A 15137-nucleotide genomic window follows, 5' to 3' on the forward strand; every position below is an offset into this window, starting at 1 on the left:
TGAACCCGACTTCAGAAATGTAGGGCCAGAGCGCCTCGATCGACGCAAACTCCTTGCCCTCCAACAAGAGAACGTCAGTGTCATAAACTCGATCCTGAAGTTGATTCGTGTGGGCGTCGTCCATCCCCTCGCCCCGCGATTTAAAGAAAAACGCTGCCAGCTTTATATTCGGCCAATCCCGTTACACAGGTCTCGGATTTTTCTAAAGTCCTTCCTGAATCGTGATGAAATTGCTTCCAGCGCTTCGCCAATAACGTGCCATCAGCGTGCGGTGCGTGGCACCAATCAGTGAGATTGTGATGTCGCGACGAAGGCACGAAGCGCGGTCGATAATTAGAAATCGCCAAACCGATTTTGATTGCTCACAATTGACATCGCATGGGACCACGTTAAAATGCCGACATCGCAAGAGGACAACTCAGCACCGTGGCGGTTGTCTCTTCCTTCTATACACGTTGCCTTTGCAACGTACTTCTGGACGACAAACCACTACTTCCTTCGTCCCGATCGTCACTTCTGCTTGGCCTTAACTTGTTCCTGTTGGCATTCGCGGTACTTTTGCCGCGCCAACCTTCGACAAGCTCAAACTGCATGCCCAGCTGCATTTGCAGTCTCGACCGCCCCGGTCACGAAAGTGCAACGGCGGCGGCTACAGGATTCGTGAAGAAGGTTAGAAGAATTATGAGGCACGATAACCGCAAGCAGCTGAGCAAGCTGGAAAACCTCTATAACGCGGGAATGGAGATGCGTAAACTCGGCCGCAACCGCAAGCGGTGGGTCGAACTGGCGAAGCGGGTTGGGATTCGTCACACGCAGCTGCGGGTGGCCGAGGAGTTTGCCATTCAATACTCGCCCGAGGAGTTCGCCGAACTCACCAGGCAGCGACGGTTTGACGGCACGCCGCTCGACATTGAGTACGTTCCATTATTACTTACGTTGCCGTGGCTGAAGGAACACCAGCGTTTGCTTCGCAGTTTGTTTCAACAGGAAATCGTGATCCAAGGCTGGAGCGTGAATGAGGTTCGGTCTGAGATCGAACGCCGCGGTCTGAACGTAAATCCGAACAAGGTCGTATGGGAGATTCTGATCGAGTTGTATGGTTTACTTGACCGCGCGGAAGAGGCTGGGATGTACTCTCCCTATTCCGCCGAGGTCTTGGTCGCCGCGAACCACCTGGTCAACTGTTTGCGTCAAGACATGGCTCGGATCCATAGTCCGCGGCTTGTTGGCGCAAACTGGCGCAAATAAAGTCCCCGCCGATGTGGTGGGGATTGCCCTCGCGTTGCTGAAAAATCCGCAATCGACGGCTGCTTAGACGTCATTCCACCACGAACGTCACTGCGGGCAGTCACCCGACTGCCCGCCACGTCAGATTGTTCTCGATGAAATGCTGGGGCGAAGAGTCGAATCCGATCACCTGGCAATTCGACAATTAGAAATCCACGGTACGGACAGCGCTTCGCGGTATGGTCCGGGCCCATCAAATCTTGCTAATCGACGGTTACGACAATCCTCAAACGCGCTATCAGCGACTCGCGGAGCGCGTCTTGATCTTGAAGGCGAGCTTCCAGCATTTGTTGGGCTAGGGCAACGGGCAGGCATTCTGAAAACTTCAGACCGTCGATTGCCTTTTCATCCACCCCTGGCCTCAACGTCTCAAGGGCTCTGGCTCGAAGTTCAGTAATGGCAATTTGCAACTCCGCAGGTCGGCTGTTTGCAAACATCAGCGAAAGGCTGTCGTGTTCAACAGTGGTGCCAAGCAACTGCCCAAGTTCATTGGTGATCGCAGCATTGGCTCGAACGCCGCCAAACGTCCACCAAGTCGACTGGCCGGCGGCGCCGCTCAGCAGCACCGTGCTGTCCCGGTCGCAGGGATAGTCTTTTCGCAGCGAGTTGATCTGATCCTGGGCGCGACGTGACCAGCATGCACGCACGCTATCGCTTGCCAAAACTCGTTTGATCGCCTGGGCCAGGCGGAAACCCAAACCGTCCGGTGCGCCTTTCCAGCGGCTTCGGCCCTTGTCGTCGGTCGCCTCGACATAGGCAATACGCCGCTGAGCCGACCCGGCTTGCTCTTGATCTCGATGAGGAAGAAGCCCTGAGGCGTGAAGACCAACAGGTCGACTTCGTTGACGCTGCCATCGTCGGCGATGAACTCGAAGTTACTCCAGGCCCGGTATGGTTCGTGCGTCGGGAACTGTGCGCGCACGAAATCAAGTGCTTCTCGTTCCCACGGGAAGCTGGATTCTGCGACGCTTGTCCAGTTCTTCGTGACTGCCATCTGAAGGTATCTGGTCCTGGTTTGGGAGACTGCTTTATCGGGGTTTTTGCATTTGACCTGGCTCGGCGGCGTCACCGGCACGAACCCAGGCGTCGACCTCGTCACGCTTGAATTTCCACAGACTTCCGAACTTGTGTGCGGGCATCTTCTTGCGTTCGATCCACTTGTAAACCGTGTCCTTTTTGATTCCCAAATAGGTCGCGATCTCTTCGACAGACAACCAGCGGTCAGCAGCTACATCGCTCATCTTTGACCTCAAGACACGCTACCTGAACGGCGGTCTTGAATCCCTACGAGCTGGGATGTCTTGTCCAGACCATCCGGTAACAGGCGGGAGCATCATAACGGATGTGCTAGCGGACCGAAACCATCGAAATTCAAAGGCAGTTTTGAAGTGTTGCATTTGGGGTGAGGTGAGGAGAGTTGTACCCGCTTAATAAGTACGCGATTTCGGGCATATCAGATTGAGCTGGCTGGCTAACTGTTGGCCACACGAACTCAGTCAATTCAACGGAGGTGAGACTTGTCACACATTGTTCAAATTCAAACCCAGGTGCGCGATGCGACCGCCGTCGATGCGGCGTGTAGCCGGCTTGGATTGCCGCCGCCCGTGCAACGGACGGCGAAGTTGTTTTCGAGCACGGCGACGGGATTGACCGTGCAGCTGCCGGAGTGGACCTACCCCGTGGTGTTCGATGTCGCCACCGGCGACGTGAAGTTTGACAACTACAACGGCCGGTGGGGGCAGCAGCAGGAACTGGATCGGTTCCTGCAGGCGTATGCTTGCGAGAAGGCTAAGATCGAGGCCCGGAAGAAGGGGCACACGGTCAGCGAGCAAACGCTTGCCGATGGTTCGATCAAGCTCACCATCCAGGTCGCTGGAGGTGCTGCATGAAGATCATCGAAGTTACCGTCTCGCCCAAGGGCGAAACCAGGATCGAAACGAAGGGCTTTGCGGGCGGCGAGTGCCGGCGGGCGAGCCGGTCAATGGAAGCGGCCCTCGGCGTTCGAGCAAGCGAGCAGCTCACCACTGAGTTCTACCAGCAGTCGTCTGTGAGGCAGTCGCTAAAGGAGGGCCAGGCATGAACCAGGTTCGTCGTCGTGTGCTTCGCCCCGCACCGGAAGTGTCTCCGGATCCGGCCTTAGCTCGGCGTTACGATCGGCAGCGGCAACAACTCGCGGACCGATCGCCTATCCCTTCGCCGCTGGATAACCAGGCTCAAACGAGCCTTTAATACCGTTGACCGGTTGCATGCTCGGCTGGAGCGACAACTGGCGGGCTAAGCCCCTGGGCACTGCGGTTTCGCAGTCATCTTTTCCCTACATTCTCCAAGGAGATTTCTATGTCGCTCACTGAGCGATTGTCGGAGATGGTCCGCGCTTGTTTCACCGGGCTGTGGATCGAATCACATGAACATGACGATGCACTCGCCGAGATTGCGCAACTATGCCGGCGCGAAGAGTGGCGGTTGGCGACATGGAATATCGAAGAGGGGCTCAAAATTCTCGGTCACGAAGCCGCCGTCGATACCGGCACCAATGACCCACTGACTGCCATTCGAGCCCTCGCGGCATTCCCGGCATCCGAACAGCCAGCGATTCTGGTGCTGACCAATTTCCACCGATTCCTGCAGAGCGTCGAGATCGTTCAGGCCCTCGCGAAGCAGCTCACGCAAGGCAAGCAAAACCGCACGTTCGTCGTAATCCTATCGCCGGTGGTGCAGGTGCCGACTGAACTCGACAAGCAATTCATAGTGATCGAGCACGCGTTGCCAGGTCGCGAACAACTGGCGGAGATCGCGAGAGGGATCGCTACCGAGCGCGAAGAGCTGCCTACCGGTGTCGAGTTCGAGCGTATGTTAGACGCCAGCGCTGGTCTGACCCGGTATGAGGCCGAAGGAGCCTTCAGCCTTTCCCTAGTTCGCCACGGCAGATTGCGAGCGGACGTGCTCTGGGAACAGAAGACTCAGATGCTCAAGAAAAGCGGTCTGCTGTCGCTTCACCGCGGCGGCGAGACCTTTTCCGATCTGGGCGGACTGGAGGCAGTGAAGGCTTTCTGCCAGCGGTCGCTGCGGCACCGGGCGAATCGTGCGTCAGCAGTCAGGCCACGAGGGATCCTGCTGCTGTCGCCACCAGGCTGTGGCAAGTCGCAATTCTGCAAGGCCCTCGGGAATGAGACCGGCCGCCCCACACTCGTCTTGGACATTGGCAACTTGCTCGGCTCACTGGTCGGGCAATCGGAGGCGAACATTCGGCAAGCACTCCGCATCATCGACGCCATGGCGCCGGCAGTGCTGTTTCTCGATGAGTGCGAGAAGGCATTTAGCGGTGTGTCCGGGCAGGGCGACAGTGGCGTATCCGCTCGGCTCTTCGGGTCGTTTCTCTCTTGGCTCAACGACCACGATTCGGATGTGTTCGTCGTCGCGACCGCCAATGACATTTCAAAACTGCCGCCGGAGTTTTCCCGGGCGGAGAGGTTCGACGGTGTCTTCTTTCTCGACTTGCCAGATGCAAGTCAGCGGCAACAGATCTGGCAAATTTACATAGCCAAGTACGCACTCGATGCAGCTCAGGCCTTACCCAAGGACGAAGGCTGGACCGGGGCGGAGGTCAAAGCCTGTTGCCGTCTGGCAGCATTGCTCGATGTGCCGCTCGTCGCAGCGGCGCAGAACATCGTGCCGGTTTCGAGAACTTCGGCAGAGTCGGTGGAGAAACTGCGAACCTGGGCCAGTGGGCGGTGCCTGAGCGCTGACAGACCGGGGATCTACCAAGGGGCAACCGTCACGACGACTGGCGCCCGGCGCAAAGTGACTCGCGATCCGTCGCAGAATTAGATTTCGCCAGGCTTCTTCAAAAGCTCAACTAACTCGGTTGCATGCGATTCAAACCAGGACTGGAATCGCGTGGCTTCGTCGATCCATCGGTCAATCATCTGGATTGTCGCCGTGGCACCAACGTCACTCGCATCGATGATAGCGCGCAGGCCGGTGATTTCAAGGTCCAAGCTCTTTCCATTGCTCGTTGTGGAAAGACGCACACCTGGTTCGAGTCTGGAAATCCACCAGTCCTTCAGTACCGGTACCCAGGAAACCCAGTGGTGAAACCGGATCCGCTGGACTCCGGCCGCCAATAGCCAATTGAAGTCGATCTCGAAGCTACCTGGGCCACTAGAGCGTTTTCCTGATTTTTAGTTGCCAGTATATTCTGCTGGCAGCAGTGGATTTGGTAGAGGTATAGGCAGTCACTGTCAGGAGACTGTCATGAAACCTTACTCGATGGATTTGCGGACGCGCGTGTTAGCCGATTACGACTCGGGCCTGGCGACGCAAGCGATTGCAGAGAAGTATCGAATCTCGACGAAGTGCGTGCGAGATTTGCGGCAACTGCGCGAGGAGACGGGGCAACTCACTCCACGCCAGAGCAAGACTGGGCCAAAGCCGAAACTCGCTGAACACACCGAGCAGTTGGCGACGTTAGTTCAAGAACAGCCGGACGCGACACTGGAGGAATTGCAGCAGCGACTGCCGGTGCGTGTTGGTTTGTCGACGATCTGGCGGGCGTTGGTTGCGCTCGGCGTCACGCTTAAAAAAAGTCCTGCATGCAGCTGAGCAGCAGCGGCCCGATGTCGTCGATCGCCGAACGTGTTGGTACTTCTGGCGAGCCTCGCTCGATTACCGGCGGCTGGTGTTTCTCGATGAAACGGGAGCCGACACCAAGATGACGCGACGCTACGGGCGTGCGTGGCGCGGCGTACGCCTGGTCGATCACGTGCCTCATGGTCATTGGAAGACGACGACGTTCGTCGCTGGCCTGCGTGCGACGGGCCTCACTGCTCCGCTGGTGGTCGACGGCCCGATGAACGGACAACTCTTCCTCGCGTATGTGCAGCAGCAACTCTCGCCGGCACTCAAGCCTGGCGACATTCTGATTCTCGACAACCTGCCCGCTCACAAAGTCGCTGGCATCCGCGAAGCCATCGAAGCTGTCGGCGCTCAACTCCAATAACTGCCGCCCTACAGCCCCGATCTGAATCCGATCGAAATGGCATTCTCCAAATTGAAGAGCTTGCTGCGTAAAGCAGCCGCTCGCACCATCAACCAACTGGAAGCCACCATCGCCTCACTGCTCAACTGCTTCACCCCAAACGAATGTTGCCATTATCTGGAACACGCCGGTTACCTACTACGAACTTGAAAAACGCTCTAGATTCTCCTGATGAACGTGCTGCCTCACGTAACTTCGGTTTGCTCGGAAGATCAAAACCGGGACCATAGCTGTTGGCACCGCGTACGCCTCGGCGTTTGACAAACAGGACAGTACCGCACCGTAACGATGCAAGTCGTGGCAAACTTTTTCGAGCAAGTGGATTCTGTGTTGGATGCGCCGGTTGAGTTCGCCGCTCGTCGATTGGCTGAGCAGGCATTCACCGACGAACTGTCGAAGCTCGTTTCGCATCTCACCGAGCGGCTCAGCGGCGCAGAGGATGGCAAGCCGAAGATCTTCCGGGATTCCGCTGTCGAGAATCTGCGTGAGTTCTTCGATCGCTTCCGCCATTTGAACATCCGGTCCTGTGAGCAGCTCGACGAGCTCGTGACCCAGGCCCAGCGCGTTGTGCGCGGCGTCGAACCGCAGCAACTGCGGGAGAATCAGAATCTGCGCCAGCAAGTGGCTGCCCAGCTTTCGAGCGTTCAGTCGGTGCTCGATGGCATGCTCGTGGATCGGCCACGGCGAAACATCCTGCGCCGCGGGAAATGAGGGCTGACATTATATATGCAGCTCATCATCACCCCTGGCGGCGAGGCCCGTTGCATCTACGGCGAGGAAATTGACCTGGCCCAACTGGGCGAGCTGACCATTCGCCGCGGTTCGCATGTGGAACCGGATCCCGCGGGCAGTTGGTTCTGTGATTTGTCGCCGGTTTCTGGGCCCCAGCTTGGCCCCTATCCCTCTCGCAGCTTGGCGCTGGCCGCCGAAGTTGCCTGGCTCGCTGACAACTGGCTCACACCCGACTGCTGAGCCGTTTCGTTTCGATTCCAACGCCATTGTCCGGCCCGAGCTGCGCGCGTGCGCAGGCGGGCCGTTTTCATTTTCCCATCAGGAGTAAGACCGATGACTCAATCCGAACTCAATCAAGCCGTTGCCGATGCTACCGGCGAATCCGTGAGCACCATTCGCCGGCGAGGCTTCAGCGTCGTCACCCCGCTCACCGTGTTTCAGCCGGACGATGCCGAGGACTATGCGCTGCCGAGCGTCGTTGATTGGGATGCGCTGGAGCGGCAGCAGCGTCGCAGCGCTGCTTAGCGATGCCGACCAGTGAAAAGCACGGGCGGTAGTGTCACTGCCGCCCATTTTGGATTTTCAACCATTCACCGATTGGAGGCTCCCTTGATTCAAATCACTCGTCAACTTGCCAAAGCGCTGCGCTTGGTCATCAGGCGGACATTTAGTCGCCAAGTGAACTCGCTCAATGTCCGCACCAGCGACCAGGGCCTATTCGTGGAAGTGCTGGGCCCAAACCACGCTGTGCGCTACCACGATCCATTTCCACAGGATTCCGAACAGCTCGTGTTGCCAATGCAGGTACTGGATGATGTCCAGGGCGCAAAGGCAGAGCCGGTATTCCTAAACACTCGCCGCGATGGCGTCGTCGGCGCCAGTTGGCAGGAAAACGACGTTTTCCGAGATCTCGAATACGATGCGCCGGATCTCGCTTCACCAGGAGCGACATTTCCCGACCTCCCGGCGAAATTCACCGACAATCCGCCCGAGCTGCTCACTGCGATTCGAGACGCCTACAACACAACGGACATGGAAAGCAAGCGGTACGCGCTGGGCTGCATTCAGCTCCGGCGCACCGGCGTCATCGCCGCGACCGACGGCCGGCAGATGCTCAAGCAAACAGGCTTCACGTTTGGACTCGATGAAGATGTGCTGGTTCAGGCCACCAGGTTTTTCGCGAGTAAGGAATTGCCGGGCGGCGAGCGATTCCGCATTGGCGAGTTGCGCGATGACAAGGGAATCTCGCGAGTTGTGTTCGAGGTCGGTCCCTGGACATACTGGATCGCCACCGAACGTGAAGGCCGGTTCCCTGACATCGACCATGTCATTCCGTCGACGGACCACTGCAAAGCAACTCTGCAGTTATCGCTGGCCGACAGCAAGTTCATGCTCGACAACTTGCACCGGCTTCCCAACGGCGACACGCACCGTGAAGTGACGCTTGACTTGAACGGCAGCGTGGTCTTGCGCGCCAGCGCCGCCGGCGTACCGCGGCCGGCAGAAATGATTCTGCGGAACTCAGCCAAGCAGGGTACAGACATCAGGCTCTGCACCGACCGCGTGTTCTTAACGCGGGCCGCTCGGCTCGGCTTTAGCGAGATCCACTTCCCCGATAGCCAATCGCCGGCGATCGCCCGCGATGCGTCCCGCACGTTTGTCTGGATGCTCCTCGATCCAAAAGAAGCGATCAAACCAACCGAATCGTGCGTGCGAATCGAATCACCGCTCGACATCGGTCACCGTAACAGTTCCATCCCGATACGCCGACAGGAGATTCCCGTGAATCGAATCACCAGTGCTTCTACACCTGGCGATACCTCCCGCCAGCCCGATGCGGTAACAACCCCGGCAGCGGCCGAGGCCGCGCCGCGTCGCAAACGAACCGGAAGCAAACCCGCCAGCTCGCTCGACCAGGCCGTCGCTCTTCGCGAACAATTGCGCACGGCGCTCGGAAACAGCAAGGAACTGATCCGCTGCCTGAAAGCTGAGAAGCGAGGCCAGAAGTCATTGAAGCTCGCGCTCGCGTCGCTCAAGCAACTGCAAACCGTCGCGTAGCTGGCAGTGCCCAGCCGAGTCATCGAACACCATTCCATCACCAACCGGAGCGTTACATGCCACTCAAAGTAAACGTCGGCCTCAGCAAAAAGATCGGGCTGCCCGACTACGGCAGCCTCGGTGCATCCTGCCACGTCGAGTACGAGGCCGATGCGTCGCTGCTGAACACCGACATCGAAGGCTTCCATCGGCAGGTCAAAAACGCGTTCATCGCCTGTAAGCAGGCTGTCCAGGACGAACTGCACCGCCACCAAGTCGCAGACCAAGCACCGAAACCGACCGGCGAGGTTACCAATTGCAATGGCAATCCCGCCGGGGCAAATGACAGTGGCCACAATCGCGGCAACGGCAGCGCCACTAATCCCGCCGCCAATGGTCACTCTTCGAACGGCCGCAACAACGGCCATCGCCGTACTAGCGGCCGCAAGGCGACCGCCAGCCAGGTGCGGGCGCTCGAAGCATTCGGTAAACCGTAGCAGGTCTGCAGAAGCAGTCGGTCCAAGGCCACCGAGAGAGGGGAGTTGATGGCCGTCGCGATGATGTGATCCGCCGCGCCGGGCAAGCAGATCTGCCGAAACTCGTCGCGGCCGGGCTTGGGGATTCGCACGAGACGTGGCAGTTGGGGTATGTACCGGCCGTAACGAACCCGGTCAGCGAGTCCGCGCGTGATCTCGCCAACTTCGGATCTGCCGAGCGAGCGTAAGCGAACGCCGTCACGCCCCGGAGCCGGGTCCCGAGTGCTCTGCATTCCCAAGCACACGCGATAGAGTGACTCAGCACCCATTCGATGGTCAAACGAGATCATCTCGAATCGAGAATTGAGACGATCAAGTCGAAAGTCGCCAGGCTCACGTTGCTGGCGCCGCAGCCAGTTACGGTACGTGAAATCGAACCGGAATTTCACGGGACGACGGTACTGAAATCGCCCGCTGCTTACATTAAGTCGCATATCTCGTCCCTGGCCGAGTAGCCAAAAACTGACGCAAAGCTCGGCCGATGTCAGCGATCGATGGCGAAGAGTTAGCACCGATCTGGCTGTGTTTGGTTAGCGTAAGGCGAGCACCTCCAAACAGAGCAAATAGCCAATCGCGCTCCCACGGGGAGAACCAATCATCCTGGCGGCAGATGCCAATCAAGCGTGCATTGGGAGCGTGCTCGATGAGAAGGCGTCCTCGGTCGCTAAACCCATGGCGGGCGTCGGTGAAGATGACGAAGTCGCGTTGCTCAATGTCCTGGGACGCGTGCCCCGACGCGCAGGTGCCGACTACACGTTGAAGTACATCCGGCAAGAGTCCGCCGCGGAGGTAGCAAGACGCGTATGCTTGCTTGCGGAGTGAGCTATCGATCGCCGAACATTCCGCCTGATTCTCGGACACTATGGCGATGCTCGACTTCGGAAACGACCGAACCACCCATTCGACGATCTGGCAAGGTGATGGGGCACCGGGGCCGCGGTTCAGCATGAACTGCCAGTTCCCCTGAATGCACTTGATTACTCCTGGAAGCCAGGTTGGCGCTCGATTCGTCGGAACCTGGACAGGTTGAGGCAGCGGTGGAAGCCGAATGAGCGAACGGCAAACCGTAGCTGGAACACGTGCGTTGGCCAGTAGCACCACCGCAGCCGCGATTAGTGCTCTCGGGATGGCGCAAACCTGGAGTGCTCCGTCTTTCTCCGAGTCGAAAGACAGCAATTGCCTTTCTGTTCGGATTGTCGTTGCAGAACCTTCATTGCCGCTAAGTGAGCGTCGAAGGGTACGGAGTGGATCAAGCTCCCGGGGCCAAGGGCGTACGAAGAACGCTCGAAGCTCTGTGCGGTTTGTAAATAATTCGACCGGTGGCGACTTACGTCGTCGAGAGGGATTGGGCATTTTCGATTTCTAATTATTCGAGGATGGACGGTCTGCTACAGGTTCGCGCCGCGACCAGCACCGATTAGTCGGTGCAGTTCCTCACGATGGATCAGCAACCGGCCACGTTCGCCGGTGTCGACTATGCGTGATGCTTTGAGTCGTCCGTCGCTGATCCAACGACGAACGGTATACGCCGACCGACCGGTCATTTCGGCCACTTCGGCAACAGTGAGGTGCTCTTTGCTATGGCCTGTGACGAGTTCATGGATTTCGTCGAGGCGCGTGGCCAACTTCGTCATGTTGGTTTGAAAATGTGCGAACAACTGCTCGATGGTTAGGTTGCTAGGGGCTGCTGTCGTGGCTGGCGAGCGAAATGGGGAACTACGGGACATTGGGGCGAATACTCCAGAGTTGGGAATGAATACGCAACTCGAAGCGACCGAAGCGGTCGAGAACAGCAGGCCGGTTGCTAAGCGCAGAACCGTTGCGGGCGACGTAGAGTCGCTCCGATGAAGATGAGGCCAATTGCGATTTAGATATGGCGAGTAGGCAGTAATTAGAAATGCCAAAGTGCCAGAGATCAAGCTGCGACCATTAGCCTCCGCGGTCACCGTTCTCAACGAGCGGCTCCAACTTGAACTGCCGGCATCTTACAAACGTGTCGTGCTATGTCAAGCACTTATGTTGGTAGTTCGTGATGCTTACCAGGACCGGAGTGCAAAGGAGTTCCTCAATCGCTCGTTGCGCGATTTCTTGTACTTCTTCCTCACCGGCACACGCAGGGGGCAATGCAATTAGCGACTGGCTTGGCGACGCGGCTAATAGCTCAATGCCATTGAGGCCCAGTTTGGTCCAGACAGCTTTGCGGACATCATCCGCAAGGTCCAAATGACCGACGGTTTCTGGCGACCAGAATGCAGTAGCTCGCTTCCGAAGATTCGAAGCGACCGATCGTGACTGCGCTTGTTTGAGCTCCGGAGCGACCTCGCAGACAATTTGAATCAGTTCTGTAACCTTTTGTGCGTTAAGTCCGTTGATCCCCAACGTGTTGCAGCGCCGAATGATGTCGGGCTCCTTTACTCCGAGAGTCAGACAATCCAGCAACGCCTCGGAAAATCGATTCAGATCTGTTCCTTGACGCAAACGAGCGGGAAAGCGGCATCCTGATGTTTCGATCGCTTCACTGATTACATCCGTAGGCTGGCGACCATTCAGGTACCAATCTCGAAGTCGGCTCTGCCCATGCTGTAAGAACCGGCATTCAGCGAAGCAACGCCACGCCAATTCAGGAAATTCGAGAATAAATGCTGTTCGTTCAGGAATACGAAGCAGTCCTCGCGAGATCAATTCGTCCCACACGAGCCAGTTTCGGAGCGGATTGACCCGCGGCAACTGTGTCGCGGAAAAGTGCGTTCCGGAATTGCGACTTGATGAGTTGTTCCTTTCGTCCTTTCTCGCGAGACGTAGTAATTCGGCGACAGTCTCCAGTTCGATCCAGGCGGCTACGTCATCGTCGTACGGTTTCAAGTCAAGCCAAAATCTGCAGTCATCAGGAACCTGGCGGTGGTCGTCGCTCAAAGTCTCGATCTTCCAGCCACCCCTACCGGCGAAATTGCGTTTCCTCATCAACTTTGAGAACTGGTCCTGGTTCACCTTCACATATCCGTTAGAGTTGAGCGCGACTCGGTTATCATCGATGGTAAAGGCCGATGAAAAGCTCTTCGCGGACGCCAGCCGGCAGCGTAATCCTTCGAGCTCGAATTCCCAGCGCTCTGTATGCTGGGCAATCCGTTCCTGATCCAGCGACAGGGCGCGCGAACAGCAATTTACCGCCAGACAGCTCCCCACCTGAAGCGAAATGCCCAACATCGCGGCGTGGCGTTTTATGCTTCGGCCGGGCCACGTTGGAACTGATTCTGCCCGGACTTCCAAAGCAGCAAATTGGCTGAGCATACTCTCCAGCACATCGCGAGCGTCATTTACAGCCGTGCCAATGGGACACGAGCTTTCGGCGGCGGCTACGATGCAATCGTTGATTTGCTGAAGTGAATCGAAGCCGAGAATTTTATCGGCCGTTGGCGGTTCATGTTGAAAGGATACTTCGGTCGCCAATTGCACAAGTGTGTTCAAAAGCCTGAGGTCGATGAGCCGGCATTCCGCGGCGATCTGAAAGAAATTCTGGCGAATGGCGTGCTGCAGCAATTCCCCGGCCGTCGCTGCCGTAACGAGACTGCAGAGTTGGGCTGCATCGGTTGATACAATCCTTCGCGATCCTAAGGAGTGAAAAAAATGAAAAACATTCGCCGCATCAACAAAGCAGAAGGCCTGTTGACTCGCCACCGCCAATAACTTCAACGACAACTTGTGCTCGGCGGTTTCTGACGTGATCGGCAACACGGCGATCGTTTCGCCGCGCAATTGGCAATTAGGCCAAAACAGGCTGCTGTTATCCATCATCGTCGAATGCCTTTTAGTAGAATTGCTCAGCTCTCAGGGGAGATAGCATACGAAATCGCGCGAATCGCCTCCGCCTTGCGGGACGGGAAAAGGTGGCGATACCGCTTCCGCATTTCTTCCGTCGTGTGACCCATGAACTCGTCGATGATACGCTGGTCTACGCCAAGCGAAGCCAGGTTGGACGCGAAGCTATGACGATACGAGTGAAATCCAATCTTGAACCAGCTCTTCTTAACGTCGAGGCACCATTCGGTGCGACGCATGGGTTGCCAAAAGCGGTTGTTGGCTTTGTCCGAAGAGAGTGGCTCTGTCGTGCCCTCTGTGCACAGCACATATTGCCCAAGCGGGTGAGCGGCGCGCCAGTTCTCCAAAAGTTCCTTCAACTCTGGGTGAATGTCGATCCGTCGCGTCACTTCCCGCCGGGACCGGCTTTGTTTGCGACTATGAGCAGTCAGGACGCCTGCCTCCAGGTCGACATCAACCCACTTCAGACGCAAGATTTCGCCGCGGCGGATGCCGGTGTAGGCGGGAATCGCGTGCAGCATTAATGAGGTCTCGAACTCTGCGCGCCGGCGCACAAGATCCAGCAAGCCTGCGATTTCAGTTGGATTGAGATAGAGGCACTCCCAGAGGTCCAATTTGCCCGCTTCGTCGAGGCCGCCGCGGGTGAGAATGCCTTCGATCTCGGCCTTGGTGCGGAAGGGGAATCGGTCGTAGCCGAAGGAAATCTTGTCGATGTTCAACATCGGCGAAAGTAGCAAGAGTTTCCGCTTCTTCACGACGTACTTGTAGAACTGGACGAGGGTGATTCGCTGCTTATTGACCGTATTCGGGTCGAGATTTGCCAGTTGTCGGTTAATGAACCTCTGGATGTCCTGGTCGGCGATCGAGGTGATCGGTTCTTTCGCCCGAGACTTCAGGAACTCCGAGAAGTGCTTTAGATGGGTTCGCTGCGAACCGGAGTAGGACGGAGCTGCGACGTGCTCGATGTGGGCTAGGTAGTCGTCCTTCAGTTCAGTAAACGAAGGAACCGCCAGCTGCTCGGCGGCCGCGGGCGCCCGCGGCAACAGAGTGCCGCCGCTAACGATGAAGTCGCCCAGGTCGACGTCGGGGCGAATCGGCAGCTGGCCGGTCCGGATCCGGTAGATCGTCTGCTCGACAATCGCCCGTGCACAGTCGGCATCGGACTGATTCTGCGTCTTGAGCGTACGCTTGAACTCGAAGCCCTGGAATCGAAAGCGGATATGAATGGAATCTGCGCGGCGAAACAAACTGGCCATGGTCGCGGTCCGTGTGGCAATGACACTTGGTTGATGCGACTCACCAGGAACCATTCCTGGCGAGTGCCACACGATGCGATACGTTTGCCCGGTGCGCCCATATTGCGCCCACCAGACTATCGGCGACATATTATAGAAGGCTTTGGTCAGTCAAGCCGTCGCCGCAAGTCATTGTCGAGAAAGAAGTACCAGAGGCCGGACTTGAACCGGCACGCCCTTGCGGGCACAGGATTTTGAATCCAGCTGCTCTGACACTTCAAATACCAGTCATTTTCCCAAAAATACCCTGTTTTTGCAGCGATTTCGGCTGTTTCTGTCCGATGTGACGTTGTGCTCACATTGTACTAGAATTGGGCTTGCAGGGCCAATATTGCCCCCGATTTGCCCCCGATTTTGCTCCGGGTCTGCTGACCACCAATGCCCAATCGATCATGC

At 57.3% G+C, this 15137-nt stretch carries 16 protein-coding genes and 2 pseudogenes; 11 read left to right on the top strand and 7 right to left on the bottom strand.

Annotated elements, in window-relative coordinates; translation table 11 throughout:
* Positions 1-531: 531 nt before the first annotated feature.
* A complete protein-coding gene (locus M9Q49_RS14630; RefSeq protein ID WP_254509497.1) occupies positions 532-1248 on the top strand; it encodes a hypothetical protein in 717 nt (238 codons plus the stop codon).
* 242 nt (positions 1249-1490) lie between these two features.
* Here the strand turns inward: M9Q49_RS14630 and M9Q49_RS14635 are convergent, their stop codons facing one another.
* The 3 genes and pseudogenes from M9Q49_RS14635 to mads1 form a co-directional block, all read right to left on the bottom strand.
* A complete protein-coding gene (locus tag M9Q49_RS14635) occupies positions 1491-1985 on the bottom strand; it encodes a hypothetical protein (protein ID WP_254509498.1) in 495 nt (164 codons plus the stop codon).
* A 77-nt stretch (positions 1986-2062) separates the two neighbouring features.
* Positions 2063-2281: pseudogene (locus tag M9Q49_RS36060) on the bottom strand (NERD domain-containing protein); the annotation flags it as partial.
* A 34-nt stretch (positions 2282-2315) separates the two neighbouring features.
* A complete protein-coding gene (gene mads1 / locus M9Q49_RS14640) occupies positions 2316-2528 on the bottom strand; it encodes a methylation-associated defense system helix-turn-helix domain-containing protein MAD1 (RefSeq protein ID WP_254509499.1) in 213 nt (70 codons plus the stop codon).
* 276 nt (positions 2529-2804) lie between these two features.
* Between mads1 and M9Q49_RS14645 the strand changes: the two genes are divergently transcribed.
* From M9Q49_RS14645 to M9Q49_RS14655, 3 genes are all read left to right on the top strand, one after another.
* A complete protein-coding gene (locus M9Q49_RS14645) occupies positions 2805-3176 on the top strand; it encodes a DUF1257 domain-containing protein (RefSeq protein ID WP_254509500.1) in 372 nt (123 codons plus the stop codon).
* The gene (locus M9Q49_RS14650) at positions 3173-3367 is read left to right on the top strand and encodes a DUF2997 domain-containing protein (protein ID WP_254509501.1); all 195 of its coding nucleotides are present in this window, start codon (positions 3173-3175) and stop codon (positions 3365-3367) included. Before M9Q49_RS14645 ends, M9Q49_RS14650 begins: the two co-directional genes overlap by 4 nt.
* Before the next feature lie 257 nt (positions 3368-3624).
* On the top strand, positions 3625-5115 hold the full coding sequence (locus tag M9Q49_RS14655) for an AAA family ATPase (RefSeq protein WP_254509502.1): 1491 nt from the start codon (positions 3625-3627) through the stop codon (positions 5113-5115).
* Here the strand turns inward: M9Q49_RS14655 and M9Q49_RS14660 are convergent.
* A complete protein-coding gene (locus M9Q49_RS14660) occupies positions 5112-5285 on the bottom strand; it encodes a hypothetical protein (protein WP_254509503.1) in 174 nt (57 codons plus the stop codon). The genes M9Q49_RS14655 and M9Q49_RS14660 overlap by 4 nt on opposite strands.
* A 256-nt stretch (positions 5286-5541) precedes the next feature.
* Between M9Q49_RS14660 and M9Q49_RS14665 the strand changes: the two are divergent.
* The 7 genes and pseudogenes from M9Q49_RS14665 to M9Q49_RS14695 all read left to right on the top strand — a co-directional run bounded on the left by M9Q49_RS14665 (position 5542) and on the right by M9Q49_RS14695 (position 10085).
* Positions 5542-6475: pseudogene (locus tag M9Q49_RS14665) on the top strand (IS630 family transposase).
* A gap of 147 nt (positions 6476-6622) precedes the next feature.
* Complete coding sequence (locus tag M9Q49_RS14670) at positions 6623-7036, top strand: hypothetical protein (RefSeq protein ID WP_315861178.1); 414 nt, start codon at positions 6623-6625, stop codon at positions 7034-7036.
* 15 nt (positions 7037-7051) lie between these two features.
* Positions 7052-7297, top strand: a complete 246-nt coding sequence (locus M9Q49_RS14675; RefSeq protein WP_254509504.1) for a hypothetical protein — start codon at positions 7052-7054, stop codon at positions 7295-7297.
* A 93-nt stretch (positions 7298-7390) separates the two neighbouring features.
* Positions 7391-7582, top strand: coding sequence for a hypothetical protein (locus tag M9Q49_RS14680; protein ID WP_254509505.1), 192 nt, complete (start codon positions 7391-7393; stop codon positions 7580-7582).
* Positions 7583-7666: 84 nt separating this feature from the next.
* A complete protein-coding gene (locus tag M9Q49_RS14685; protein WP_254509506.1) occupies positions 7667-9115 on the top strand; it encodes a hypothetical protein in 1449 nt (482 codons plus the stop codon).
* A 56-nt stretch (positions 9116-9171) separates the two neighbouring features.
* On the top strand, positions 9172-9591 hold the full coding sequence (locus M9Q49_RS14690) for a hypothetical protein (RefSeq protein ID WP_254509507.1): 420 nt from the start codon (positions 9172-9174) through the stop codon (positions 9589-9591).
* Positions 9592-9902: 311 nt separating this feature from the next.
* Positions 9903-10085 (top strand): hypothetical protein, encoded by a 183-nt coding sequence (locus M9Q49_RS14695; protein WP_254509508.1) that lies wholly within the window; start codon positions 9903-9905, stop codon positions 10083-10085.
* A gap of 933 nt (positions 10086-11018) precedes the next feature.
* Here M9Q49_RS14695 and M9Q49_RS14700 read toward each other — a convergent pair.
* The 3 genes from M9Q49_RS14700 to M9Q49_RS14710 form a co-directional block, all read right to left on the bottom strand.
* A complete protein-coding gene (locus M9Q49_RS14700; protein WP_254509509.1) occupies positions 11019-11357 on the bottom strand; it encodes a helix-turn-helix domain-containing protein in 339 nt (112 codons plus the stop codon).
* Between the two features lie 274 nt (positions 11358-11631).
* Positions 11632-13422 (bottom strand): hypothetical protein, encoded by a 1791-nt coding sequence (locus tag M9Q49_RS14705; RefSeq protein WP_254509510.1) that lies wholly within the window; start codon positions 13420-13422, stop codon positions 11632-11634.
* Positions 13423-13448: 26 nt separating this feature from the next.
* Positions 13449-14702: a tyrosine-type recombinase/integrase gene (locus M9Q49_RS14710; protein WP_254509511.1), complete on the bottom strand. Its 1254-nt coding sequence runs from the start codon at positions 14700-14702 to the stop codon at positions 13449-13451.
* Between the last annotated feature and the right edge of the window lie 435 nt (positions 14703-15137).

The organism is Anatilimnocola floriformis (assembly GCF_024256385.1).
GTDB lineage: Bacteria > Planctomycetota > Planctomycetia > Pirellulales > Pirellulaceae > Anatilimnocola > Anatilimnocola floriformis.